A 25,451-nucleotide genomic window follows, 5' to 3' on the forward strand; every position below is an offset into this window, starting at 1 on the left:
CAAAAACGGGGGTCAGTCCCAATGGAAGGGCTTTGAGAAAATTAAGAATTGAAAAAGCTCAGTTGTTCAATATTACTTTTATTTGATATCTTCTTGTTGTTTTTTAGAAATTCGTTAAATTTCTCTAGAGTAAGCACTTCAACATGTTCTTTAAGAACTTCATATGCTAATCTTTCATACTCTTCTTGGAAATCTGTATTATTTACTACAACCTTTATTTCACCAATATTCAACTCTTTGAAATAAGCAAGATCATTTAAAAGAGCCTTAACTTCGTTGAAGAATTTATTGTGATTTTTATAATCAAAGCTAAGTGCTTTTATATATGTGTCTTGATTATCTAATTTTATTGAAAAATCAAATGGCTGTTGTTTAAATTGATTCTTTGCTTCTGGGTTACGTTTAACTTCAATAGTGTTTTGTTTGAACATTTTTGAAGTGAGTCTTCTAACCTTGTCAGCATTAATCCGTTCTGATTTTTTCTTATCGTAATATAAGTACATATCATTAAGGTCTTGTAAATCCTCTTTAATGGCACTTGGTGTGGTATATAAAGACATGACTGGGCTAAACTGAATTTGGTTAACGAAATAAACTAGTTCTTTCTCTAAGAAATCATCATTCTTTAGTCCTGACAATTGGAAATTTATATTGGATTCAGTGTTGAATTGGTGTTCTAAAGATTCTAATAACGCTTTTATTACATCTAATTCAACCTCATCATCAAAACTTTTTATTCTTGATAAATTTTTTGATCGATTAAATTTACACCAGCTTCTAGATGGGATATGTGTTAAAACACCGACATTTAAAACTTCTCCTCTTAAAACGTCAGGAACATACCTACAGATGGAATAATAAATCACACTAGTTTCCAAATAAATCCCCTCCTTTCCAATCAGGGCATTGATCTCTTAACAATTTCATAATTGCATCTACATTTTCTATTCGATACCAAATAAAATTTTTAAGTGCGGTTTTTTCATTATCGGTTAATCCCCATTGAACTGGCAGTCCTTCAAAACACCACTCAACATCGTTTTGTGAAATTCGCTTTATATTTTGTAAAATTTTATAAAAAGGATTATTTCCGTTTACATATCTTAATAAAAGTTTGTAATTATGCCCGTGAAAATCATTGACTAGGCAGAGCTCCTCCTCGTGTATTTTTTGTAATTGTGTCACATCCCACAGAGCGCCTAATTTAAATGGGTGACTATGATCTATTGCGAGAAGTTTCTTCTCTTTTAAATCGATAATTAAATTCCCTCTATTTAGTGTACGATCATTATTATAAATTATTTGGTCGAATAATATTATTGAAGGAATATCTTCAGTATTTGTAACTAGACTTAATAAAGGCATCTGAATGGATGGTCCTGCTTTCTTTATAAAATGGCTCCCAAAATGAATACCGGGTTTTACGGCTAATTCTTTAAGACGTGGATCAATGTCGATAACTTCGGGACTAATATTAATTAATGCAGCATCTGGAATTGGTATTCCTAATAATTTAGCCAGTTTATAACAAACATATTCGTTGATCAGTACTTTAGGGCCGTCATTATTTTCAGCTACTTTTACAATGTAAAAATCATTATCAGTTTGCATAATTAATGGGTTAGTTATACCATTACCCACTTCTTTTTCGAATTTAACTACATTATATGTTTTAATATTAAATCGGTTCAAAAAATCACCTGCACTGTTTTCACCTTCCGAGGAATAATACTTGTAGAAAATTTTAACATGGAAAAGGAGAAATGTGACAAGTTTTCTTTTTTAAATTCCTTAATTATAACAGAACGTATGTTCTTTGTAAACCTTAAAAGTGTTATTTGTTAGACATTAAAGCTGCTGAAAACCTTATTGGAGACTAAAGCAACAAAAGTGATAACCCGTGCAATCCCTTTAAAACAGTAGCCTTGGTTTAATTTCATTTGTTTAATGCGCATGCCCTGTTGCTTCTTCAATAAGCCGTCTCTATACACGCTGGGGACTAGAACCGAGTGAACTCCATTGGCACGCAAATAGTGCGTGCCATATCTTTCAGCTAGTATTCATCAAGAATAAGTTTTTCGATCTTTTGGACTTCTTTTAAAAATGTCTTTAAGCGCCTTAAAACAATCATGAATTTTAAAGAGGGAGATTATTTGCTGAACATTCAGACATACCTTCACAGGTTCATGATGAAGGGAGGGGACGTATTTACTCTTCAAAAAATGTTAGGCATCGCAGTTGAAAATGACTGAGAGTATATTTAGGCTATTTGGGGGACAGCTTTTAGACAGCAAAAAGATAAGTTTAATCCATTAAATACATTAGATATTTAAACGGGTGAGAAAGAGAAGAGAGTAGTCAGTCATATGAATTTACGTTCCTGCGTATAGAGAAGGTATAGAACGCCGTTCCTGTTAGTCCTCATGTTTTTAGAAGACTTTTTGTAGGTTGAAGGTTGAAGCGGGATCCTTAGATTTATAGGGAAGATTGGAAAAAGATATTGAGGATGATTTGAAGGAATGTAATTATGAAGGGTACCTGTCTGGAAGATGGGTGCCTTCTTTATTTTGTACTATTTGAATATTTTTATAATCAAACAAATAAGATTTTGATAAAATTAGAATGCGAATACAATCGGATTGGTGGTAATTATGAAATCTAAATCTGCATATGTTGTTTTATCTGTCGGCGCAATATTTCTTATATGTTCCATCTGTAGACTTTTTGGATATTTATTTCCTAGTATAGTAGTGGCACTAATCTCAGTTATTGCTGCACTTGTCAGTTTATCTGACGTTTTAGAAATAACTCGTTTTAAAAAATATGGAATCTACGTACAATTAACAGCCCTGCTCTTTTTTATTTTATCAATGACTTTGTGGTTATTACCAATTAATTTAAACTTCCCTTTAGCTCAATCGATTGGTGATAGTTTTACTCTTTTGGGTTTAGGTCTTGTCATTGGACTTTTTGGACTAAAGGAAATTCTTGAACATAATAATAAAAAGGTTATCCATAAACCAAACGAAACATTAAAAAAATGTAAATATAATATAACTCTTAATGAATATGAAGAGATGATGAAGCTTAATGACATCATTGAGAGACTTAAGAAATTAGATCAAGATGTATTTCCCTATAATAAAGTCCATAATGGTTGGGCCTTTTTTTCTGATTCTTTAGTAGAACATTGGAACGCATGGAGAGGGCCGTTTTTTGACGGAATTAATAGAGAAAAATATTATGAATTTTTAAGTGAATTAGATCGTGTATCAGGGGAAATAGGAGATATTACAGACACAGATTATTGTTTATTTAGTCATAGAAAAATAGAAATGTGGAACGAAGATATTGAGATAACTATTCAGCCGAGAATTAATAACATGTATTTAGCAAGTATAAAAGATATTGCAGAAGAGCTTGATAAAGCAATATCGTTATGGGCCAAAGTCAAAGAGCAGGTAACTAAACGTTATGAAAAACAACGTTCAGAGCAAAAGAAAATAGTATAAACAGATTACATGGAGAAGAGCTGTAGTAGTCCTTTTTATTGATTTACAAGACCCCGACGTGAGAACTGTGGAGCGTGGGTCTTTTCTGGCTCTCCATTTTCAACTTCGTCAAACACACCCCTACCTTAGTAAAACGCCTTTCCTGTCCTTTTTACATTAAAGGGCTAAAAAGGGCTAATTATGGCTCAAAACAGCCCAATCTCAAGTATCTGAACGAAATTTTGTTTGATATATCTATAACTTCAAAAAGCATATACTACCTTGGCAGGGTAGAGGTCCTGGGTGGAGCCCATTCGGAATCATAAACGGCGGTTAGAGGCATTATAACGTTTCTAGCCGCTTTTTATTGCGTTGACTTAGTCGTATTAAGGTGGAGAATAGCGGTGGACCATTACCGTGTCTGAGCGTTTCTTATTCTATTAAATGGGAATGGGAAGCGGGTAACGTACTTGATCATAGAACACTCTAATAACATAAAAAAACCTTTTTTCCGGAACCTTCGGTAAAAAACGAAACTTTTGACTCTATGAATTTGCGTTATAATGTAAGCGATTACATTTATAGTATACTTTTACTATCTATTTGTTCAAGTGGATATTGACAGGAAGGATAGAAAAACAGATGAAATACATGAATTCAAGACAAAAAGAGATTTTGTATCTGTTGTTATCTGAACCTGATGACTATTTAGTTGTGCAAGATTTCGCAGACAGGGTACAGTGTTCTGAAAAAACAATCCGGAATGATTTGAAAGTGATAGGGGATTATCTCAATGAGCATTCTCACGCGGAGCTCATTCGGAAACCAGGGTTAGGCGTATTTTTACATATAGAAGAACAGGAAAGAACCTGGTTAAGCCAACAATTACATACAGAACATACTCATTCTAGGCAGCGGACCGATGAAGAAAGAATGCTTCATATTGCTTATGACTTATTAATGAATGTAAAGCCTGTTTCCGCAAAAGAGATAGCCGCTCAGCATTTCGTGAATCGATCATCCATTAAAAAGGATTTATGTGCGGTAGAAGAGTGGCTGAAGCGATTTGACCTTACATTGGTTTCTAGGCAGCGGCTTGGTTTGAAGGTTGAAGGGAACGAAAAAAATAAAAGAAAAGCATTGGCTAGAATATCTGATTTGATTGATAACACAGAGTTTACTAGCCAATTTATTAAAAGGAAGTTCTTACCTCACGAAGTCAATTTTGTGGCGAAAGAAATCAAATCATTACAAAAAAAGCATTCGCTCTATTTCACAGACGAGACGTTTGAGCGTTTGCTGCTGCATACATTGTTCATAATCCGCCGGATCAAAATGAAGCAGCCGATCTCGATATCTCCAAGAGAACTGGCGGCAGTTAAGAAGAAGAAGGAATATCAATGGACTTTTGCTAGTTTGCAACGGCTTGAGCCGGTTTTTGCAATTCGTTTTCCTGAAGAAGAAGCCGTGTATTTAACATTACATATATTGGGTGGGAAAGTTCGTTATCCAATAGAGAAAGAAGAGACAAAGGACCTTGAAAATGAGGTTCTTCCAAAGGTTGTAAAATATTTAATCAACCGTGTTTCAGAGCTGAAAATGCTGGATTTTCATAAAGATCAGGATTTGATCAACGGATTGAATATTCATCTCAATACAGTGTTACAGCGGCTGAGCTACGATCTTTCTGTATCAAATCCTATGCTTAATGACATCAAAATGATGTACCCTTATTTGTTTCATCTGATCATTGACGTCCTGGAAGACATCAATCAAACGTATGAGCTATATATCCCTGAGGAAGAGGCAGCATATTTGACGCTGCATTTTCAGGCAGCGATTGAAAGGATGCATCGCAGCAGCGAGATACATAAAAAGGCGATCATCGTCTGCCACATGGGGATTGGAATGTCACAATTGCTGCGGACAAAAATTGAACGGAAATGTCATCATATCGCTGTAATGGCCTGTATCGCTAAAGCCGATCTAAAGGAATTCATCAAACAGCATGAGGATATCGATCTTGTCGTTTCCACCATTGCGCTGGAGCATGTAACGATTCCCCATATTGTTGTATCACCGCTTTTGGAGCCTGGTGATGAGAAAAAATTGAATGAATTTATACGTCAGCTTGATGAATCGCACTGCCAAAAGCAAAATTTCCAAATGCTGAACAATACGACTCCTTTTTTGGTTTTTTTGCAGCAAGAAGCAGAGCACCGCTACGAGTTAATTGAACAGCTGGCGATTGCTTTGTTTGAGAAAGGCTATGTTGAAAAGGACTATGCGGTTCATGCGGTGATGAGGGAAAAAATGGCGGCGACAAACATTGGGGCAGGCATAGCCATTCCTCATGCAAATGCTAAATATATCAAACAATCAGCAATCGCAATTGCCACATTAAAAGAGCCGCTTGAGTGGGGAAATGAGAAAGTATCGCTTGTTTTTATGCTGGCTCTCAAACACGAGGATCAAAATATGACAAAGCAGCTGTTTCGTGAGCTTTCTTACCTAAGTGAGCAGCCGGCCTTTGTGCAGAAGCTGACGAAAGAAAACAATGTCATGACATTTTTATCTTATTTGGATTATTAAAAGCAGGGGTCATTCCTTGCTTTTTTTGTTTATAGGGAAAAATGCCTTTATTTCCGGAACTTATGGTAAAAAAAAGCGATTTTAACGGCATGATTTCGGTATACAGTTGAGACAAGATTTTGTGATTCAAAATGTAAAGGAGGTTTCCTATGAAACTGTTAGCGATTACATCTTGTCCGAACGGAATTGCCCATACGTATATGGCAGCGGAAAATCTGCAAAAAGCTGCTGACAGATTAGGTGTTACTATCAGAGTCGAGACCCAGGGCGGAATCGGGGTAGAAAATGAGCTAACCGCAGAGGAAATTCGGGAAGCGGACGCGATCATTATTGCGGCAGACCGCTCGGTAACCAAAGAGCGGTTTATAGGCAAAAAACTGCTGTCTGTCGGGGTTCAGGACGGCATTCGTAAACCGGAAGAATTGATTCAAAAAGCACTTAGCGGAAATATACCGGTCTACTATTCCGCTACAAAATCGGAATCAGACAATCAACAGGAGAAGAAACAAAATCCGATTTACCGTCATTTAATGAATGGCGTTTCGTTTATGGTTCCTTTCATTGTCGTCGGCGGATTATTGATAGCGGTTGCATTAACGCTTGGGGGCGAGAAAACACCTAAAGGCTTAGTCATTGCGGATGATTCTTTCTGGAAAACGATTGAACAGATCGGCAGTGCTTCATTTTCATTCATGATCCCGATATTAGCCGGATATATCGCCTATAGCATCGCTGATAAGCCGGGACTTGTGCCGGGAATGATTGGAGGATATATTGCAGCGACTGGAAGTTTTTATGACAGCGCAAGCGGCGCCGGTTTCCTCGGCGGAATCATTGCCGGATTTTTAGCGGGGTATGCTGCCCTTTGGATAAAAAAATTAAAGGTTCCAAAAGCAATCCAGCCGATCATGCCGATTATTATTATCCCGGTGTTTGCATCACTGATTGTAGGTCTGGCGTTTGTGTTTTTGATCGGCGCACCTGTAGCCCAAATTTTCACATCTTTAACGGTATGGCTGGCGGGGATGAAAGGTTCGAGCTCCATACTGCTGGCATTGATTTTAGGAGCAATGATTTCATTTGATATGGGCGGTCCCGTAAACAAAGTGGCGTTTCTGTTTGGATCGGCCATGATCGGAGAAGGAAACTATGAAATTATGGGACCGATTGCCGTCGCCATTTGTATACCCCCGATCGGCCTCGGGATTGCAACGTTTTTTGGTAGAAGAAAATTTGAGGCGTCGCAAAGAGAGATGGGGAAAGCAGCATTTACTATGGGGCTCTTCGGCATCACTGAAGGTGCCATTCCATTTGCAGCACAGGATCCTCTTCGAGTCATTCCCAGTATTATGGCGGGTTCTATGACGGGTTCTGTGATAGCGATGATTGGCAATGTGGGAGACAGAGTAGCGCACGGCGGACCTATCGTTGCAGTGCTTGGCGCAGTTGATCATGTCTTGATGTTTTTCATTGCTGTGATTGCAGGATCTCTTGTCACTGCCCTGTTCGTCAATGTACTAAAAAAGGATATTATGGCGGCGTCCCCTGTGCTCAGCGAAACTGCACCGCCAAGTGCAGCTGCTGCGGCGAGAGAAATACCGCAGCAAACTCAAGCCGAAAGCCAAAAAGCCGGGATGACGGAAATCAAAAAACTGACAGACATCATCAGCCCCGAGCTGATTGAACCACATTTATCAGGGGAAACCAGGGATGACATTATTGATGAAATGATTCAAAAATTGTCACAGAGAGGTATGCTGCTGTCCGAGAGCGGGTTTAAACAAGCCATTTTGAATCGTGAACAACAGGGCACAACGGCGATTGGCATGAATATCGCAATTCCGCACGGGAAATCTGATTCAGTCAGGGAGCCGAGTGTTGCCTTTGGGATCAAACGATCAGGCGTTGGCTGGAACAGCCTGGATGGATCAGATGCAAAATTAATCTTTATGATTGCTGTACCGGGAGAGAGCGAAGGGAACCAGCATCTGAAAATATTGCAGATGTTATCCCGAAAACTAATGGATGATAGCTATAGGAAGCAGCTGCTCTCCGTGCAAACAAAAGAAGATGCATACAAGCTGCTGGAAGAAATCGTGTGATGCGGGGGATATTCATGACGACTGAACCGTTATTTTTCAAGCCTGTTTTCAAAGAGAGGATTTGGGGCGGTACCGCTTTATCTGCTTTCGGCTATAACATTCCGTCAGAACGAACAGGGGAGTGCTGGGCTTTTGCTGCTCATAAAAATGGGCAAAGCGTTGTTCAAAACGGAATGTATAAAGGGTTCACACTCTGCGAATTATGGGAGCATCACAGATATCTATTTGGACAGCTTGAAGGAGACCGCTTCCCTCTTCTTACAAAAATAATAGATGCGGACCAAGTTTTATCCGTTCAGGTGCATCCGAACGATGAGTTCGCCAAAATACATGAACATGGAGAGCTCGGAAAAACCGAATGCTGGTACATCATTGATTGCGAAAAAGATGCAGAGATCATTTACGGCCACAACGCAAAAACAAAGGAAGAACTGATCTCGATGATTGATTTTGGAGAATGGGACAAACTTTTGCGCCGGGTAAAGGTAAAGCCTGGGGATTTCTTCTATGTGCCAAGCGGTACCGTTCATGCGATTGGAAAGGGTATTCTCGTTTTAGAGACACAGCAGAATTCAGATACAACCTACAGATTGTATGATTATGAGCGAAAAGATGAAGAAGGCAATACGCGCAAGCTTCATCTGGAAAAGAGTATGGAAGTGATAGAGGTTCCATCTATCCTAGATCAGCAAACAGTTCATCACGAACAAATCGAGGATTTAATGATAACAACATTGATTGAATGCGCTTACTTTTCGGTAAAAAAGTGGGATTTATCAGGATCGGCAAGCTTACAACAGCAAAAACCATTCCTTCTTATCAGTGTTATTGAAGGGGATGGCCGTGTGATATCCAGTGGGTATGTCAATAGCTTCAAAAAAGGAGATCATATATTGCTGCCGTATGGTTTTGGAGAATTTAAACTGGAGGGGCAGGCAGAGTGTATCGTCTCTCATCTATAATTCAATTTAGGATGATACAGACTGTTTAATCTAGAGGACTAAAGTGTTGCTGAATGTGGAAAAATAAATTGGAGGGTTATTTGTCAAATCCTATTATCCCATTGTTTTCAACTATTTTCTCGCGGAAATATGGAATGGCGTCAAAAATTATCAGGGTTTGGCGAAGACACGATGAATTTGATACCCATTTTCTACGGGGAACAACTTCATTCCCTTCGTCATTGCCTTGACGGGGAGAGATCGGGCAATATCATAAATTAAAACGGGTAGGAAAGCGCTGATATCACAGCATCCCTACCCGTATTTCTATTTCTGCTGAAAATATTTAGCACTACCTTTTCGCAATCAAGTAAAGTGATATCGCTCTTTGGGTTTGAAGAGGGTTATGAATGATTATGACCCATTGATTTCTTCTCCTTGGAAAGCTTGCGATTGCATACAATGGAGCAGTATCGCGTGTAGCAAAGCCTCCGTTAATCACTTTGATATCCCTTCCTTCAAGCTGGCAGACAAGGTATTCACCAGGATCTATTACCTGTTGGCCAGTCCATGCGAAGGAATAAAAGCCGTCTCCGAGATCCTCAGAAGAAGATGGCGGTATATTGCCATCTACACTTAATGTGATTTCTCTTCTTCGCTGTCTTTCTGAAAAGTCTGGATTTCTTTGAGTGTTATGAGTATGTGTAAAGTAAGGAATTAACGCGGGACCATAATAGTAATGATACAAAGCAACCACCCCTTAGTTTTACATTCATACAAATTGTATGTATGTGTATTTTGTTAATTCCTGTTTTGTTTCAAGTTGACGAAGAATGGAACTTAAGGAGTGAGATCCTTTACTGGGCAGAAAATAGAACAGATTGCCATGAAGGAATTATTAAGGGTAACTTGTTATGTTCGCGGCGGCTGCTCACCGATTGGCATGAAAAGTATCGTTCCCGACCTATATTGATGCAGCTGCTGAAACATTTGATTTTAACATCAGTGGAGGGAATATCGGTCCTTCAGCTGAAATTAGCACCATAAGACTTAGCGAAAGCGTGCGATGTCGCATTTATCGTATAGATGGCACGCAATGAAGATAAACCAAAAAAGCTTAGGCACATCGACTAAGCTCTTTCCACATCTCTTTCGAATATGATTTCAAAATAAGCGGCTGCTCCATACCAACCCATGTCTGAACCTGTGTCTTATTCTTAATATTCAATATCCATGATCTCTTTCATAGGCACGCCTGCCAATCTCATTTCTACAGCCTTCTGTTTCACTTCAACCGAATAACTCACTCTTATCCTCATAGAAAATACACCTCCAAGTCTAATGTCGGATAACAATCATCCTTTTTCAAACTTGAAGGTGTTTTTTATTTGTCTCATCTTGTGGGGTCAGTCCCTTAGGCTGGTGCTTTTTTGCATTTTCATCTTTTTTCGCTTCCAGTTATATGTTATTTTGAAGATTGGTGATCTTAACCAGAAAGCGATGGTATTTCATGAACAAAGAAACATTAAAAAACATACTTATGATTTTTTCAATATGCGCAACCCTCCGAGAAACCGATGGTATGCGTATTGCCCATAGCTGGATTGTGAGTGAAATCGTGCGATTTTTGATTTGCATGGCTGTGTTTTTGATCGTGACATTTCTATTAGATGCTGTTTTTCTAAACAAAAAAGAGTCACATTAAGGTTTGGCTCTTTTTGCATAACATCATCTGATCAAAAACATCACAAATGAATCAATCATCATGATCAAAAACAGCAAGCAAAAATAAATGAGCGAGTAGATAAACATATCCGTTGCCCACTTAACGTCATCGTCCGTTTTGAATCCCCGGATGCTTTTTTTGATCCATATGCCTCCGAGAACCAGGGCAGCTAAGAAATAAAATGGGCTGATATGGCCGGTGCCGAGAGAAAAAGGCACTAATAGCGTGACCGGCACCAGCACTGCAATATATTGAATCATTTTTATTTTTGTTACATGATTTCCTTTTACAACAGGCAAAAGCGGAACGCCTGCTGCCCGATATTCCTCTTTACGCCTGATCCCAATCGCCCAAAAATGCGGAGGCTGCCACAGAAACATAATCGCGTACAACAGCACTGCAGTCATACTGATGTCACCGGTTACTGCACAATACCCCATCAATGGCGGCGCAGCCCCGGGAAAACTCCCGATAAATGTGCTCCACACAGAGGTGCGTTTCACCCATACTGTATAGATGATTGCATAAAAAATAAAAGCGGCCAGTCCGAGAAGGGCAGTTAATGGATTGAGGGAGTAGAGCATCGCAAGACCGGTGATTCCTAAAACAGAACCATACGTTACGATCATGGCTGGCGGGATTTTCCCTGTGACTGAGGCCCTGCTGCGGGTGCGGGCCATTTTTGCGTCCATATGTCGATCGAAAAAGTTGTTATAGACAGTGCCGGAAGCCATGACAAACGCGGTTCCAAGCATCGCCGACACCATTGTCACCAAAAAAGCCATTCCGGTTAATGGTTTTTCTGCGCTTGCAAACGCGATCCAAAATCCACCGAAGGCTGCTATCGAGTTTGATATGATAATGCCGGGTTTTGCAAGTTTGATAAAATCGTAAACTGTTACGCGGTTCGAAGCTTTTATGTATGGCGTTTCAGATATAGCTGCAGACTCTCTTGTATTCCCCAAAAATAGACGCCTCCCCCAAAACTGCATGCTTTTGTTATCGTAACAAGGGGGATATGAAATCAGCAATTATTTCCTATAATTGTCATCATATTGTCATTTTTAAAACAAAAATGGGGAGCTGGACTGCCCCCATTTTTGTAAACGACGACTAGGATCCGTATCCTCCGCCATAAGGATAGTAAGGCGGGCGTGGGCGCGGGTAATAGTAAGGCGGACGCGGATAATACGGGTAAGGATAGGGATAGAACGGATAGTACGGTCTTGGGTAATAATAAGGCGGATAATATGGCGGTCTTGGGCGTGGATAATGATAAGGCTGTCTTTCATCATAAGGTGTACTTTGTTCAAATGTCTGGTCATTTAAAGGATAATCCAAGAGGAAAACCTCCCTAGTTTTTTTAATTCTGTATACCATATTCTTGATGTTTGAGTTGGGTGTCTGTCCATATGTGAAATCTTGTTTTTTTTTTGGTGAATTCTCTGAGAAAAAGGATTGACAAGAACTTCTAAATCTCATAATATTACAAATGTAAAATAAATGTTACTATAATGTTACAAAAACATTTCTAAATAGATACAGTTCTAATTGAAGAAAAATAAGTCGAACCGGTTATGAAAGAAGGAATTTGGGTTGTTTGCAAAAAGAATTAAATGGTTTCATGTATTAATAGCAGTTGTATGCGTGGCGGGCCTTATCGGCTTTTTTCATAATTCATTAAAAAAAGAAATGGTTATGAATAAAGTAAAAACTGATTCTCAGTATGGGAATGTGGAGATTGCAACGCTCGTGAATGATGGGAAAACCTTCAATTACGCGGTCAACTATCCCGTTTTCAAAAATAAAAAAATGGATTCGGTATTAAAGAGTTTCGCAGAGAAAGAGGTTCGCCAATTTCAGAAAGAAACAAAAGACGTTGATCAGGAACATACGACAAAGCGCAACGAATTAAATGTTGATTATAAAATTGTCCATTATGCCAAGCAGACTGTAGCGATTGTATTTAATGAATATAAATTGATCGGCGGTGCACACGGCCAAACCGTGAAAAAAACGTTTAACTATGATTTTAGTAAGCAAGCTTTTCTTTCAATTGATGATCTTTTCAAAGAGGACGCTGACTATTTACATAAGCTTTCATTAATCGCTTATCATGAGCTGAAAAAGGATAAGGACATTGCTGCAGACGATGCACTATTAAGAGAAGGCACGGCACCGAAAAAAGATCATTTCAGCCGCTTTGCCATCAAAGAAGATTATATCGAATTTTATTTTGATACATATCAGGTCGCAGCAGGCAATCTTGGAGAGCAATCGATTGCCATTAAGAAAAGCCTTTTGAAAGACATCGTGAAAGAACAATATATTGATAAAGCAAAAAACAAAAATAAAATCAAAGAACAAAAACCGAAGCATGAAGTGATTTCTTTACCCAAAGAGGAAACGGTTGATCCTAATCAAAAAGTCATTGCACTTACTTTCGACGACGGCCCGAATCCTGCGACAACAAATCAGATTCTGGACTCCTTGAAGAAATATAAGGGGCATGCCACGTTTTTTGTTCTCGGGAGCAGGGTGCAATATTACCCGGAAACGCTTCAAAGAATGCTGAAGGAAGGAAATGAAGTGGGGAACCATTCGTGGAGCCATCCGCTTCTCACAAGGCTTTCAGTGAAAGAGGCATTAAAGCAAATCAATGACACGCAAGATATCATTGAAAAAATAAGCGGATACCGCCCAACGCTCGTAAGACCTCCATACGGCGGCATTAATGATGAGCTGCGGAGTCAATTGAAAATGGATGTAGCATTATGGGATGTTGATCCGGAAGATTGGAAAGACCGAAACAAAAAAACAATCGTTGACCGTGTCATGAGTCAGGCGGGAGATGGAAGAACCATCCTGATTCACGACATTTACCGCACCTCTGCTGATGCTGCCGATGAAATAATCAAAAAACTCACTGATCAAGGCTATCAATTGGTGACGGTCTCTCAGCTTGAAGAGGTTAAAAAACAAAGAGAAGCGAGTTAATACGAAAAGGCTGCCGCGGATATTGCCCGGACAGCCTTTTTTCTTTTTAATAAGAGCCTGTGGTGGCCCAAACATTCAGGCTGGGTCCTGAATACTTGCCGAAAGCGTAAGAAGTCCTTGGGTCTAAATCATATACCATCGGCGTATAACAAGATTTTTGGCCGGCAACCGCTTTTCCGTTGCCGCCTGCAGAATCACAATTATATCTCTTTCCGTCCGTGTTCCGGGTAATCTCCGCATTTGCTTCAAAGCCTGACGTCAATGTATGATTCATCGTAATTTTTGCCCAAGCCGTTTTACACGTACTGCTGAATTTAAGCTCGACTACCCCGATGACTTGATTGTTGGCATTCACTAAGTTTGAGGATTTTTTTGTAGAGCCGCTGGATGCACAATCATTGTAATAAGGGCTTTTTCCATCATAGGCATGGGTTTCCGCATTGGCAGGCGCTCCTTTGACGGTAAAAATCAATACAGCTGCGAATAACACCAATGAAACCTTTGTAAACAGTCTTTTCATGTCCTTTATGACCTCCTTAATATGGCAAACAATAAATCATACGGAGGAACAATCAAAACATGCATGCTTTTTTGTGAACAATAAAGGCGGCCGGGAGGATGGAGTTCTTGGCCGCCTTTGGTGTTGGGGTTTAAGCTTTTACATCAATGGTCTGTCCAAGCGTCGGATGTTGAATCATCTTCAAGGTTTGATCGGCATTTTGCTGGGCGGTGTCCAGCATTTTTTTCGTTAAGGCGATACTAATATTTTGGGCAAGGGATGCTTGATGCATGGCAGCTGATAAAGCAGGAATATCCATCGTTTCACCTCCTATGCCTACCCTATCGGCAGCTTTGGAGGATTTTACAGTGAAAAATGGCTTAATTTTCCTTGTTGACCCTTGCGCTGCGTCATACCGTATGTTTTTGACAAGGGGGAATCAGGATGAATCTTGTTATGGAAAAAACCTTTGAGCAATATGAAAAGCTGTTTTCAATGGCAGAAGAGAAAAGAGAGGATGAGTTTCGGTATACGATGATGAGGCCGTTTGAAAAGATGTGGAGCGCTATCCAAGTTCCGCTGAGAGCAAAAGAACCGAACGGCTATGATGTCATCATGGCTGTGAAAATGCTTGGTTATTTGGATGTCCGTGATGCTGAAGCCGGGCAGAAAGCATTAAAAATATTGAAAGAATCACATGCTGCAGTGACAGCTGAATCTGCGCTCCGGCAATGTATCTATTTTGCAGAGCGCGAACAGCTGCGGGTGAATGCAGATGAGATCAAATTCGGCCTTTACATCGCTGACCCAAATAAGCTTCAGCTGCAAAAAGGCTACTGCGGATTTGGCGGGATACCGGGCTTTATACATGTATGGATGAATCCGGACAGCTATAACCTGCCAAGGATACCTTCAATTATTGCTCATGAGTTTCATCATAATTTGCGGTTTTCGTATGTTGATTTTCATTATGGCTCTGTGAGTGTCGGGGATTATCTTGTGATTGAAGGGTTGGCTGAGTCCTTTGCCAGAGAGCTGTTTGGCGGGGCGCAATTGGGTCCTTGGGTAACACGTTTTGATCAAGAAGATTTGCAGTATTCCATTGACGTCATCAATGAGGTGTTGGATGTGAAAGGCTTTTCGGAAGTAAGCCGTTATATGTTTGGTGATCCGATTGCGAAAGTCCAAGGCTTTGAGCCTGCGGGATTATCGGCTTTTACGGGTTATGCGGTTGGATATCATGCCGTTCAGTCATTTATGGATAAACATCAAGTCACGATAAGCGAGGCCACGCTCTTGGATACGGAGACCATTCTTTCTCAGTGCGGGCTGTTTTCCAAATGAAAAAAGCGTCACATACAGCGGCGCTTTATGGTTCCCAGGGCCAGCAGCTCTATGGCGGCACAAGAGGAAACTCCAAGTGTATACGCTGCGATGTCGCTCCATAAAAATCCATATCCCAGTACAAGGCCGCCAAGAGAAGTGTCTCTAATCTGGTCGATCCATTCGGCATGATACAGCTGGCTGATTTCAATGGAAAAACAGAAGGCAAGGCTGATAATGCCCGTCAACATTGACTTCATTTTCTGAAATAGAAACCCGCATCCCGTAAAGATCATGGCCGCCCATAGCGAGTCTCCCAGGTAAGCATTGAGGGCATCCGGCAGTACACTGGAGAATGCTCTGGCTCCCAGTCCCAGACCTATGATCATGATGGTGAACGCTGCATATATCCATCGATTTCGCTTCATGAAAAATGACCCCGTCTCTGTTTCATCTCCCATGTATTGTAAGGTATATATTTTTTATTTGTCCAATAAGAAAGCGGCTGAACAGCCGCATGATGGGGTTATTTTGCTTTAAGGTTCACATGGTCAGCGGTCTGGTCCTTGCCAATGACAAAGTGAAGTTCATATCGGCCTGTGTCATATACATAGTCGATTTCATCGGTAAACGGGACGGTTAACACTCGATTCGCGGGGCCTATTTCATTCCGCAGCACTTCTGGGGTAACTCCGCCTAAATTCAGCTGCCGTTCCACGCCGGTTCCAAAATAGCTGATTTCTGAAATGGTCATGTCTTTATGATAGGAGAATCCGTAGCCCGGGTTCCCGATATTCCTGTGATATAAATCAAACCGATTGTCTCCTCTGGACGGTGGTTCCGGTTCTCCTAATTTAGCATGGACATCGCCTTTCGTGCTTTTGTTAATGGTAAGGCCTTGCACCTGCTGAGGCATTTCCCCTGTGTAGGCGGTGTTGTAAAGATTTTTGACAAGCTCGGCGGCTGATTGATTTGTGTTTTCAGAGAGCGAGGTTGTTTGAGTGACGGCTGTTGCCGGTGTTGAGAAAGACGCCGCCCCGAAGCTGGCAAGAGAGCCAGTCAGTGCTGCTGCCGCGGTTAGAACAGACATTGTTTTTTTTTATGCTGATCCCTCCTTTTTCATTCTACCCTCTCGTTTCCCGGTGTTTATGCAACAAAACTTGTGAGTGCGCTTTGTATGTTTTATTGATCCCCTGTAAGGGAACAGAAATGGGTAATTCGGTATATACACAAGCAAGAAAGGGGAATGGAGATGGCTGAACAGAAAAACATCACTATAAACGGCGTTGAAATGGAAGCGTCCGAAGAACAGACGGTGCTTCAGCTTTTGAATAACAGTTCGATTGAAGTGCCGCAAGTCTGCTATCATCCAAGCTTAGGGCCGATTGAAACATGTGATACCTGCATCGTCAGTATCAATGGTGAGCTGAAGAGGTCGTGCTCCACTGAATTAAAGGATGGAGACGTCATTGATACGCTTTCACCTGATGTGAAAAAAGCTCAGGTCATCGGGATGGACAAGATTTTATATAATCATGAGCTTTATTGTACAGTTTGCGATTATAACAACGGGGGATGCGAAATACATAATACGGTGAAGGAAATGAAAATCAATCACCAAAGCATCCCGTTTGACCAGAAGCCTTACCATAAGGATGAATCACATCCGTTTTACCGATATGATCCAGATCAATGTATTTTGTGCGGACGCTGTGTCGAAGCGTGTCAGGACGTTCAGGTGACTGAAACCCTGACCATTGACTGGGAGCGGAAACACCCGCGGGTCATTTGGGATAACGATGTGCCGATCAATGAGTCGTCTTGTGTATCGTGCGGCCACTGTTCCACCGTTTGTCCATGTAACGCGATGATGGAAAAAGGAATGGAGGGGGAAGCTGGATATTTAACAGGCATTGATAACGAATCGCTCCGTCCGATGATCGAGATCACAAAAGGCGTAGAGACAGGCTATGGCTCGATTCTCGCTATTTCCGATATGGAATCCGCCATGCGTGATGAGCGAATCAAAAAAACGAAAACCGTCTGCACCTATTGCGGCGTCGGCTGCAGTTTTGATATCTGGACAAAGGGCAGAGACATTCTGAAAGTCGAGCCGCAGGAGGAAGCGCCGGCCAACGGTATTTCTACTTGTGTAAAAGGAAAGTTCGGCTGGGACTTCGTGAACAGTGAGGAACGTTTGACAAAGCCGCTGATCCGCGAAGGCGACCATTTCCGCGAAGCGGAATGGGAGGAGGCGTTATCGCTGATTGCCAGCAAGTTCACGGATTTAAAAGAAGAGTTTGGCCCGGATTCACTTGCCTTTATTACATCATCTAAATGTACAAACGAAGAATCCTACCTCATGCAAAAGCTGGCGAGAGGGATCATTGGCACAAATAATGTGGACAACTGCTCGCGCTATTGCCAATCTCCTGCGACTGCCGGCCTGTTCCGGACAGTCGGCTATGGCGGTGACTCAGGGTCGATTACAGATATCGCGCAAGCGGACCTTGTCTTGATCATCGGTTCGAACACGTCTGAGTCGCATCCGGTCTTGTCCACTCGCATTAAACGGGCTCATAAGCTGAGAGGGCAAAAAGTGATCGTAGCAGATATCAGAAAACACGAAATGGCAGAGCGTTCTGATTTATTTGTCCAGCCGCGTGCCGGATCAGATATCGTCTGGCTGAATGCCATCGCCAAATATTTAATTGAAAACGGCAAGGCCGATGAACGATTTATGCAGGAAAAAGTGAACGGACGGGATGAATATGTGAAAAGCCTGGCGCCATATACCCTTGAATATGCCGAGGAGAAAACCGGAATTGATCAAGAGACCCTCATCCAAATGGCAGAGATGATAGGTCAGGCTGACAGTGTGTGCGCATTGTGGGCAATGGGCGTGACACAGCATATTGGCGGAAGTGACACAAGCACGGCTATTTCTAATCTGCTGCTAGTGACAGGAAACTACGGAAAACCGGGAGCAGGATCTTACCCATTGCGTGGCCATAACAATGTGCAGGGAGCAAGTGACTTCGGAAGCATGCCTGACAGACTGCCGGGCTATGAAAAAGTGACGGACGAACAAGTTCGCCAAAAGTACGAACGGGCGTGGGGTGTACCGCTGCCGAAGGAGCCGGGCATGACCAACCACGAAATGATCGAAAAAATCCATTCCGGCCAGCTGAAAGCGATGTATGTAAAAGGGGAAGAAATGGGTCTGGTCGATTCCAATATCAATCATGTACACGCCGCCTATGAAAAGCTTGATTTCTTTGTGGTACAGGATATTTTCCTTTCACGTACAGCCGAGTTTGCTGATGTTGTTCTTCCTGCGAGCCCGAGCCTTGAAAAAGAGGGAACCTTTACAAACACAGAACGCCGTATTCAGCGGCTGTATCAGGTGTTTGAACCGCTGGGCGATTCAAAGCCGGACTGGCAGATTATTATGGAGGTTGCCAATAAGCTCGGTGCTAACTGGCACTATGAGAACCCTGGAGACATTATGGAGGAAGCAGCCAAGCTGTCTCCGATTTATGCCGGCGTCACCTATGAACGCCTTGAAGGCTACAATTCCTTGCAATGGCCTGTAAGCGCTGATGGAAAGGATTCGCCTTTACTCTTTACCGAGCGCTTTCCTTTCCCGGACGGAAAAGCCATTCTATATCCTGTTCAGTGGACGGAGCCAAAAGAGTTCGGTGAGGAATATGATATACACGTCAACAATGGGCGGCTCTTAGAGCATTTCCATGAAGGGAACCTGACCTACAAATCAAAAGGCATTTCGAAAAAAACACCGGAAGTGTTCTTAGAAATTTCTCCAGAGCTTGCGGCAGAACGGGGAATTCAGGACGGAACCCTTGTCAGACTCACATCGCCTTTCGGAAATGTCAAAGTGAAGTGTTTGATCACTGATCGTGTCAAAGGGAAGGAAGTATATCTGCCAATGAACGACTCAGGGGAAGCGGCGATCAACCTGTTAACAGGCAGCCATGCAGATAAGGATACCGATACGCCGGCATACAAGGAAACATCAGCTAAGATGGAAATTTTGAAGCACGACGGAACCAGCCCGCTCCCTAAAATCAATCACCGCAACGGCAACCCGCAGCCGCAAATCGGTGTGCAAGTGCAAAAGAAATGGGCGCGGAAGGATTATATTTTCCCTGGAGACGCAGTAAAAAGGGGGATTGGGCGTAATGGGTAAAGCAATTAAACAAATCCAGAAAATCCAAGTAACCGAAGAGGATCAGCGTAAGCGTGATATGAAAGAAATTGAAGATGCATTAATTGAAAATAAGGAAGCCATTCTAGAAACGCTGCAAATGCTCGGCCACATGAACGAGCGCGGCGTCCTGCCATTGCTCCGCGGCCTTTTTGGCCAAGGAGATAAAGTTCTTGATATCTTAGTGAAAAAGGCAGATACAGAGGAAACAGCCAATACGCTGAAAAATCTGCTTCTTCTGTTTGGAACGCTAGGCATGCTGGATGTGAAACAGCTGGAGCCTCTCATTTTGAGAGTGAATGCGGGTGTGGCAAATGCGGTGGAACAGAAGGACAGCGAAGAGAAAACAGGTTATTTTGATATCATCCGTTCACTTAAAGATCCGGAAATCAACAAAGCAGTTACACTGCTTTTCTCCTTTTTAAAAGGAATGGGACAAGATACAAAGGAGCTGGAACGCACGACTCAGCCTCCAGAGCATCAAAAACATCATCAGGAACCCCGAGAGAAAAGGGATATGAATAAGCGAGATTGATCACCTGCCCGAGCCGGATGCTGCCTGCTCGGGTTTTTTGACGAATGGGTCTAATAGACTAGTGAAAAATGTTCAAAGACTAGAAAGAAGTAAGTTTGTAATGAATGAGACAGAAAAAAACATTATTTTTCTGTTAATAAAAGTAAAAATATGATTATAATAGAAAACGATTACTTTAGATGGGGGAACAGTGATGAAAAAAGTCTTATGGCTATTATTTGTTTTGACGATCGGGTTTGCGCTTTCCGCATGCAGCCAATCGAGCGATGCGTCAGAGAAGGAAAAACCGAAAGAAAAAACGCAAGAAGAGCTTGAAAAGGAACTTGATAAAGAACTGAAGGAAGGCAATGTATCGGAGTCTAAAAAAGATGATCAAATACATAAAATAGGAGAAACAGTTAAAGCAGGACATACGAATCTTACAGTGAATAAAGTTGATAGAGTGCAAAAAGGTGAATATATGGATGTTGGAGGAGCTGTAGACGCGAAGCCAAAAACAATAAAAGAAAAAGAGGAACGGCTAATTATAGAAGTTACAATAGAAAACATAGGAAAAGATTCAATAAGCTACAATTTTATCGGGTTTGATTTAAAAGACAAGAACGATCAATCAGTCCGGCCTGTTTTTTCTATAGAAGAGAAGGGCAGGACCCTTATGGGAGGAACACTAGTGCCAGGAAAAAAGGTTACAGATGTAGTCAGTTATGTCATCCCTAAAGGTGAACAGAAACATTACACACTGGTATATAATCCGTTTTTAGCTGATACCACAAGAAGTAATATTGAAGAGAGAGTAAAGGACGATATTGATTATTTGGTGAAGTTAGATTAGAACTTAATTTGCCGTTAGCACGTTTTCATCAATGGGAAACGTGCATTTTTTATAGTGAAAAATAACTTAAAAGGATGAGTGATAATAGTGCAAACCAAATGGCTGGGACGGGCGCAACGGATTCAGGCGATCGCACAGGCGGGGCTCGCTTTTTCCAAGGATGTGTATGACCGGGAAAGGTACGAAGAGCTGATGAAGCTCAGCGTAGAGATGATGGCGGATTACTCGCAAACGGAAATGGAAGTCATCACTGATTTATGGAAGGGGGAGAAAGGCTATCCGACACCGAAAGCGGATGTTCGCGGCGCAGTATTTCGAGAGAATCAGGTTTTGCTTGTAAGAGAGAAGCATGATGAGCTGTGGTCGCTGCCGGGCGGGTTTTGCGAGATTGGTTTATCACCGGCTGAAAACGTGATCAAGGAAATCAAAGAAGAGTCGGGTTACGATACTGAACCGTCCCGATTGCTGGCCGTGCTAGACAGCCATAAGCACCCTCATCCTCCTCAGCCATATCATTTCTATAAGATATTCATTGAATGCAGCATATTAGATGGGCAGGGAGAAATAGGAATTGAGACGAACCATGCCGCTTTTTTTCCGGAAGACAGACTCCCGCCGCTTTCTCTAAAACGAAACACACCTTCACAGCTAGGCATGGTGTTTGATTTTATGCGCCATCCTGAAAGGGCCACAATATTTGACTAAACAAAGAAAGAGCCCGGAAGGCTCTTTCTTTGTTATAGCGCAATATGTTTTTCATTGGCTAGTTTTAGAAGGGTCAATATAGAATCGGCTTGTTTAAGGCCGAGTTTTTGCTTTAATTTGTTTTCTTCAACTAATCGGCTGCCGTAAATCTCTACAGAAGCTTTGTCAACGACAGCATGCCAGTTTTCCTGATTCTTTCCTTCAACAAGCGGTTTCTCATGTCTCTCAGAAAAAGAGAACACAAACAATACAAATGCCAGTGAAAGTAGGATGCCGACAACTTGTTTTTTGAAATAGGTCTGTGCTGCCATGTTGTTCTCTCCTTCACCTTTTATCCTTTATTTAATCACAGAATCAGTTTGCTTGATATACTGGAAAAGTCATTTTTTTAGGTTAGGGCTATTGGTTGGAATGAGGGGTGTTTTCTGATCGGAGCGGTGCAATTGAATGCATATTGAATTTGCATGCTTATGCCTAAGGTCACGTTGTGAGCCAAAACGGTAGTGCAGAATAGAAAAAAATTGAAAGATTATGGTAAGATGAACGAAATTCGAGGGGGAATATATGATGCCTGCATCGGACATCTTGATCGCCTGCCTGCTGTTATGAATTTGTCTATATTTGTTGTCCCTCTCTTTTTTGAAAGCGGGAGGTGAAGAAGAACGTCAATTGCTGAATTCTTTCAAGGGGAGTGACAATGCATGAATGTGTTAAACCGCCGGCAAGCCTTGCAGCGAGCGCTGCTCAATGGAAAAAACCAACAGGATGCTTATCATCCGTTTCCTTGGTACGAATCGATGAGAAAGGATGCGCCTGTTTCCTTTGATGAAGAAAACCAAGTGTGGAGCGTTTTTCTTTATGATGATGTCAAAAAAGTCATTGGGGATAAAGAGCTGTTTTCCAGTTATATGCCGCAGCAGTCAAGCACTATTGGAAATTCCATCATTAACATGGATCCGCCGAGGCATACGCAAATCCGTTCTGTAGTGAATAAAGCCTTCACGCCGCGTGTGATGAAGCAATGGGAACCGAGAATTCAGGAAATCACCGATGAACTAATTCAAACATTTCAGGGGCGAAGCGAGTTTGACCTTGTTCACGATTTTTCATATCCGCTACCGGTTGTCGTGATATCTGAGTTGCTCGGAGTGCCTTCGGAGCATATGGATCAGTTTAAAACATGGTCTGATCTTCTGGTCAGCACGCCGAAGGATAAAAGTGAAGAAGCTGAAAAAGCTTTTTTGGAAGAACGAAACAAGTGCGAAGAAGAACTGGCCGCGTTTTTTGCCAACATCATTGAATAAAAGCGGAACAAACCGGCACAGGACATCATTTCAATTTTAGTGGAAGCGGAAGAAACAGGCGAGAAGCTGTCCGGAGAAGAGCTGGTTCCGTTTTGTACGCTGCTGCTGGTGGCTGGGAATGAAACCACGACAAACCTGATTTCAAATGCGATGTACAGCATATTGGAAACACCGGATGTGTATGATGAACTGCGCAGCCATCCTGAATTGATGCCTCAGGCTGTCGAGGAGGCCTTGCGTTTTAGGGCGCCTGCACCGGTTTTGAGGCGAATTGCCAAACGGGATACGGAGATCGGTGGACACCTCATTAAAGAAGGTGATATGATTCTGGCTTTTGTGGCATCTGCAAATCGTGATGAAACGAAGTTTGACAGGGCACACCTGTTTGATATTCACCGCCATCCTAATCCGCATATCGCGTTTGGACACGGCATCCATTTTTGTCTTGGGGCACCGCTTGCCCGTCTTGAAGCAACGATCGCGTTAACGTCTTTGATTTCTGCTTTTCCTCATATGGAGTGCGCCAGTATCACTCCGATTGAAAACAGCGTGATATACGGATTAAAGAGCTTCCGTCTGAACATTTAATAGATAAGGAGACTGAGAATGATGAAAAAGCACCATATTTCGATAATCAATATACCGGCGTACGGGCACGTCAATCCTACGCTTGCTTTAGTAGAGAAGCTTTGTGAGAAAGGGCATCGTGTCACATATGCGACGACTGAGGAGTTCGCACCTGCTGTTCAGCAAGCCGGTGCAGAAGCATTGATCTATCATACATCCTTGAATATTGATCCTATGCAAATCAGGGAGCTGATGGAAAAAAATGAAACACCGATCAGTCTCTTAAAAGAATCACTTAGCATCCTGCCGCAGCTTGAGGATTTATATCAGAATGATCATCCTGATCTGATTATCTATGATTTTATTGCGCTAGCGGGAAAATTGTTTGCTGACAAGCTTCATGTACCTGTCATCAAGCTCTGTTCTTCATATGCCCAAAATGAATCCTTTCAGCTAGGAAATGAAGACATGATGTTAAAAATGAAAGAAGCAGAGGCAGAATTTAAAACCTACTTGGAGCAAGAGCAATTGCCGCATGTTTCATTTGAACAGTTAGCTGTGCCGGAAGCATTAAATATTGTTTTTATGCCAAAGTCTTTTCAGATTCAGCATGAGACCTTCGATGACCGTTTTTGTTTTGTCGGTCCATCCCTTGGAAAACGCTCGGAACAGGAAAGCCTGTTAATTGAAAAGGACGATCGCCCGGTTATGCTCATTTCATTGGGAACGGCGTTTAACGCATGGCCGGAGTTTTATAAGATGTGCATTGAAGCATTTCGGAATTCTTCATGGCAAGTGATTATGTCCGTCGGGAAAACGATTGATCCTGAAAGCCTGGATGAAATTCCTGCTAACTTTACCATTCGCCAAAGTGTGCCGCAGCTTGAGGTGTTGGCAAAAGCCGATTTGTTTATTTCTCATGGCGGGATGAATAGTACGATGGAAGCGATGAATGCCGGTGTGCCGCTTGTCGTCATTCCGCAAATGTATGAGCAGGAGCTCACTGCTAAGCGTGTCGATGAATTAGGCCTTGGGGTTTATTTGCCGAAAGAGGAAGTGACGGTTTCCAGGCTGCAGCAAGCGGTTCAGGCTGTATCCGGTGATCAAGAGGTGCTCAGCCGCGTCAAGAATATGCAAAAGGATGTAAAAGAAGCAGGCGGAGCGGAGCGAGCGGCAGCTGAGATTGAATCGTTTATGAAAAAATCTACTGTACCGCAGTAAATCACAAAAACCGAAATCAATATACGATTTCGGTTTTTTGTTTAAATATTTTTTTTCATCCCGCATCTCCGGCATTCTCTAAGAAATTTACCGCCTTTTACAGAGCTTTTGAACAGTGTGTAATCACAATTATCACAGCGCCCGCTGCGGACGTCCGGATATTCGTTAAATTCGTAAACGATCGATGTATCGTAGCCTTTTGTTTCATATTCTTCTTTTTTTGTTTCCATAATCGATCCTCCGTTCGTAAACGTGTCTGCTGTTTATCTTACAGCAAGCTTCAGGTGTATTCAAATGGATTTTAAAGGCTTGGGTTTATCTTGATTTCTCCCTTGGTTTGCGCCACAATAGCTTTATTAAACTTGTATACATAAAAAGCCTATGCAAA

Annotated in this window: 22 protein-coding genes and 3 pseudogenes; 13 read left to right on the plus strand and 12 right to left on the minus strand. The window is 41.8% G+C overall.

Annotated elements, in window-relative coordinates; translation table 11 throughout:
• Positions 1–41: 41 nt before the first annotated feature.
• Positions 42–878 carry a DUF3037 domain-containing protein gene (locus MOF34_RS01215; protein ID WP_268398070.1) on the minus strand — a complete coding sequence of 279 codons (837 nt, stop codon included), beginning with the start codon at positions 876–878 and terminating at the stop codon, positions 42–44.
• Positions 868–1,692, minus strand: coding sequence for a HipA family kinase (locus tag MOF34_RS01220; protein ID WP_268398071.1), 825 nt, complete (start codon positions 1,690–1,692; stop codon positions 868–870). Before MOF34_RS01220 ends, MOF34_RS01215 begins: the two co-directional genes overlap by 11 nt.
• A 959-nt stretch (positions 1,693–2,651) precedes the next feature.
• On the opposite strand from MOF34_RS01220, the gene MOF34_RS01225 reads away from it, so the two are divergent.
• The 4 genes from MOF34_RS01225 (at position 2,652) to manA (ending at position 9,147) form a co-directional block, all read left to right on the plus strand.
• Positions 2,652–3,512, plus strand: coding sequence for an APC family permease (locus MOF34_RS01225; RefSeq protein ID WP_268398073.1), 861 nt, complete (start codon positions 2,652–2,654; stop codon positions 3,510–3,512).
• A gap of 621 nt (positions 3,513–4,133) precedes the next feature.
• On the plus strand, positions 4,134–6,083 hold the full coding sequence (locus tag MOF34_RS01230; protein WP_268398074.1) for a BglG family transcription antiterminator: 1,950 nt from the start codon (positions 4,134–4,136) through the stop codon (positions 6,081–6,083).
• Between the two features lie 149 nt (positions 6,084–6,232).
• Entirely contained in the window at positions 6,233–8,185 is a 1,953-nt protein-coding gene (locus MOF34_RS01235) for a fructose-specific PTS transporter subunit EIIC (protein ID WP_268398075.1), read from the plus strand.
• 14 nt (positions 8,186–8,199) lie between these two features.
• Positions 8,200–9,147, plus strand: a complete 948-nt coding sequence (gene manA, locus MOF34_RS01240) for a mannose-6-phosphate isomerase, class I (RefSeq protein WP_268398076.1) — start codon at positions 8,200–8,202, stop codon at positions 9,145–9,147.
• A 331-nt stretch (positions 9,148–9,478) separates the two neighbouring features.
• On the opposite strand, the gene MOF34_RS01245 is transcribed toward manA, so the two are convergent.
• A complete protein-coding gene (locus MOF34_RS01245) occupies positions 9,479–9,874 on the minus strand; it encodes a hypothetical protein (RefSeq protein ID WP_268398077.1) in 396 nt (131 codons plus the stop codon).
• Positions 9,875–9,991: 117 nt separating this feature from the next.
• Here MOF34_RS01245 and MOF34_RS01250 point away from each other — a divergent pair.
• Positions 9,992–10,173, plus strand: a pseudogene (locus MOF34_RS01250) (Cys-tRNA(Pro) deacylase); the annotation flags it as partial.
• A gap of 142 nt (positions 10,174–10,315) precedes the next feature.
• On the opposite strand, the pseudogene MOF34_RS01255 reads toward MOF34_RS01250, so the two are convergent.
• The 3 genes and pseudogenes from MOF34_RS01255 to MOF34_RS01265 form a co-directional block, all read right to left on the minus strand.
• Positions 10,316–10,445, minus strand: a pseudogene (locus MOF34_RS01255) (IS3 family transposase); the annotation flags it as partial.
• A 409-nt stretch (positions 10,446–10,854) separates the two neighbouring features.
• Positions 10,855–11,844 carry a heme o synthase gene (cyoE, locus tag MOF34_RS01260; RefSeq protein ID WP_268398079.1) on the minus strand — a complete coding sequence of 330 codons (990 nt, stop codon included), beginning with the start codon at positions 11,842–11,844 and terminating at the stop codon, positions 10,855–10,857.
• Between the two features lie 121 nt (positions 11,845–11,965).
• Positions 11,966–12,193, minus strand: coding sequence for a hypothetical protein (locus MOF34_RS01265; protein WP_019714037.1), 228 nt, complete (start codon positions 12,191–12,193; stop codon positions 11,966–11,968).
• 255 nt (positions 12,194–12,448) lie between these two features.
• On the opposite strand from MOF34_RS01265, the gene pdaC reads away from it, so the two are divergent.
• Complete coding sequence (gene pdaC / locus MOF34_RS01270; RefSeq protein WP_268398084.1) at positions 12,449–13,849, plus strand: peptidoglycan-N-acetylmuramic acid deacetylase PdaC; 1,401 nt, start codon at positions 12,449–12,451, stop codon at positions 13,847–13,849.
• Positions 13,850–13,895: 46 nt separating this feature from the next.
• Here the strand turns inward: pdaC and MOF34_RS01275 are convergent, their stop codons facing one another.
• Positions 13,896–14,369 (minus strand): YjfA family protein, encoded by a 474-nt coding sequence (locus MOF34_RS01275; RefSeq protein ID WP_019714039.1) that lies wholly within the window; start codon positions 14,367–14,369, stop codon positions 13,896–13,898.
• A gap of 130 nt (positions 14,370–14,499) precedes the next feature.
• The gene (locus tag MOF34_RS01280; RefSeq protein WP_019714040.1) at positions 14,500–14,667 is read right to left on the minus strand and encodes a YjfB family protein; all 168 of its coding nucleotides are present in this window, start codon (positions 14,665–14,667) and stop codon (positions 14,500–14,502) included.
• A gap of 125 nt (positions 14,668–14,792) precedes the next feature.
• On the opposite strand from MOF34_RS01280, the gene MOF34_RS01285 reads away from it, so the two are divergent.
• Positions 14,793–15,692 carry a DUF2268 domain-containing protein gene (locus MOF34_RS01285; RefSeq protein WP_268398086.1) on the plus strand — a complete coding sequence of 300 codons (900 nt, stop codon included), beginning with the start codon at positions 14,793–14,795 and terminating at the stop codon, positions 15,690–15,692.
• A gap of 8 nt (positions 15,693–15,700) precedes the next feature.
• On the opposite strand, the gene MOF34_RS01290 is transcribed toward MOF34_RS01285, so the two are convergent.
• Together MOF34_RS01290 and MOF34_RS01295 are read right to left on the minus strand one after the other, a co-directional pair.
• Positions 15,701–16,099 carry a DUF2809 domain-containing protein gene (locus MOF34_RS01290; RefSeq protein ID WP_268398088.1) on the minus strand — a complete coding sequence of 133 codons (399 nt, stop codon included), beginning with the start codon at positions 16,097–16,099 and terminating at the stop codon, positions 15,701–15,703.
• A gap of 98 nt (positions 16,100–16,197) precedes the next feature.
• On the minus strand, positions 16,198–16,761 hold the full coding sequence (locus tag MOF34_RS01295) for a YjgB family protein (RefSeq protein WP_268398090.1): 564 nt from the start codon (positions 16,759–16,761) through the stop codon (positions 16,198–16,200).
• A gap of 162 nt (positions 16,762–16,923) precedes the next feature.
• Between MOF34_RS01295 and fdhF the strand changes: the two genes are divergently transcribed.
• The 4 genes from fdhF (at position 16,924) to MOF34_RS01315 (ending at position 21,971) form a co-directional block, all read left to right on the plus strand.
• On the plus strand, positions 16,924–19,881 hold the full coding sequence (gene fdhF, locus MOF34_RS01300; RefSeq protein WP_268398091.1) for a formate dehydrogenase subunit alpha: 2,958 nt from the start codon (positions 16,924–16,926) through the stop codon (positions 19,879–19,881).
• On the plus strand, positions 19,874–20,434 hold the full coding sequence (locus MOF34_RS01305; protein ID WP_268398092.1) for a DUF1641 domain-containing protein: 561 nt from the start codon (positions 19,874–19,876) through the stop codon (positions 20,432–20,434). The genes fdhF and MOF34_RS01305 overlap by 8 nt, the downstream gene beginning before the upstream one ends.
• A 193-nt stretch (positions 20,435–20,627) precedes the next feature.
• Entirely contained in the window at positions 20,628–21,266 is a 639-nt protein-coding gene (locus tag MOF34_RS01310) for a DUF4352 domain-containing protein (RefSeq protein WP_268398093.1), read from the plus strand.
• 78 nt (positions 21,267–21,344) lie between these two features.
• Positions 21,345–21,971, plus strand: coding sequence for an NUDIX hydrolase (locus MOF34_RS01315; protein WP_268398094.1), 627 nt, complete (start codon positions 21,345–21,347; stop codon positions 21,969–21,971).
• Positions 21,972–22,003: 32 nt separating this feature from the next.
• On the opposite strand, the gene MOF34_RS01320 is transcribed toward MOF34_RS01315, so the two are convergent.
• Positions 22,004–22,282, minus strand: coding sequence for a hypothetical protein (locus MOF34_RS01320; RefSeq protein ID WP_268398095.1), 279 nt, complete (start codon positions 22,280–22,282; stop codon positions 22,004–22,006).
• A 390-nt stretch (positions 22,283–22,672) separates the two neighbouring features.
• Between MOF34_RS01320 and MOF34_RS01325 the strand changes: the two are divergent.
• Together MOF34_RS01325 and MOF34_RS01330 are read left to right on the plus strand one after the other, a co-directional pair.
• Positions 22,673–23,863: pseudogene (locus MOF34_RS01325) on the plus strand (cytochrome P450).
• 21 nt (positions 23,864–23,884) lie between these two features.
• Positions 23,885–25,063, plus strand: a complete 1,179-nt coding sequence (locus tag MOF34_RS01330) for a glycosyltransferase (RefSeq protein WP_268398096.1) — start codon at positions 23,885–23,887, stop codon at positions 25,061–25,063.
• 41 nt (positions 25,064–25,104) lie between these two features.
• Here the strand turns inward: MOF34_RS01330 and MOF34_RS01335 are convergent, their stop codons facing one another.
• Positions 25,105–25,293, minus strand: coding sequence for a hypothetical protein (locus MOF34_RS01335; protein ID WP_014113438.1), 189 nt, complete (start codon positions 25,291–25,293; stop codon positions 25,105–25,107).
• Positions 25,294–25,451: the final 158 nt, after the last annotated feature.

The sequence above is a fragment of the Bacillus sp. T17B1 genome (assembly GCF_026796395.1).
In the GTDB taxonomy this organism is placed as follows: Bacteria; Bacillota; Bacilli; order Bacillales; family Bacillaceae; genus Bacillus; species Bacillus spizizenii_A.

Coding starts and splice junctions, on each gene's coding strand:
- MOF34_RS01235 (WP_268398075.1), top strand. CDS start 6,233: ATGAAACTGTTAGCGATTACATCTTGTCCGAACGGAATTGCCCATACG.
- MOF34_RS01330 (WP_268398096.1), top strand. CDS start 23,885: ATGAAAAAGCACCATATTTCGATAATCAATATACCGGCGTACGGGCAC.
- MOF34_RS01280 (WP_019714040.1), bottom strand. CDS start 14,667: ATGGATATTCCTGCTTTATCAGCTGCCATGCATCAAGCATCCCTTGCC.
- MOF34_RS01230 (WP_268398074.1), top strand. CDS start 4,134: ATGAAATACATGAATTCAAGACAAAAAGAGATTTTGTATCTGTTGTTA.
- MOF34_RS01275 (WP_019714039.1), bottom strand. CDS start 14,369: ATGAAAAGACTGTTTACAAAGGTTTCATTGGTGTTATTCGCAGCTGTA.
- MOF34_RS01335 (WP_014113438.1), bottom strand. CDS start 25,293: ATGGAAACAAAAAAAGAAGAATATGAAACAAAAGGCTACGATACATCG.
- fdhF (WP_268398091.1), top strand. CDS start 16,924: ATGGCTGAACAGAAAAACATCACTATAAACGGCGTTGAAATGGAAGCG.
- MOF34_RS01225 (WP_268398073.1), top strand. CDS start 2,652: ATGAAATCTAAATCTGCATATGTTGTTTTATCTGTCGGCGCAATATTT.
- MOF34_RS01310 (WP_268398093.1), top strand. CDS start 20,628: ATGAAAAAAGTCTTATGGCTATTATTTGTTTTGACGATCGGGTTTGCG.
- manA (WP_268398076.1), top strand. CDS start 8,200: ATGACGACTGAACCGTTATTTTTCAAGCCTGTTTTCAAAGAGAGGATT.
- MOF34_RS01305 (WP_268398092.1), top strand. CDS start 19,874: ATGGGTAAAGCAATTAAACAAATCCAGAAAATCCAAGTAACCGAAGAG.
- MOF34_RS01295 (WP_268398090.1), bottom strand. CDS start 16,761: ATGTCTGTTCTAACCGCGGCAGCAGCACTGACTGGCTCTCTTGCCAGC.
- cyoE (WP_268398079.1), bottom strand. CDS start 11,844: ATGCAGTTTTGGGGGAGGCGTCTATTTTTGGGGAATACAAGAGAGTCT.
- MOF34_RS01290 (WP_268398088.1), bottom strand. CDS start 16,099: ATGAAGCGAAATCGATGGATATATGCAGCGTTCACCATCATGATCATA.
- MOF34_RS01320 (WP_268398095.1), bottom strand. CDS start 22,282: ATGGCAGCACAGACCTATTTCAAAAAACAAGTTGTCGGCATCCTACTT.
- MOF34_RS01285 (WP_268398086.1), top strand. CDS start 14,793: ATGAATCTTGTTATGGAAAAAACCTTTGAGCAATATGAAAAGCTGTTT.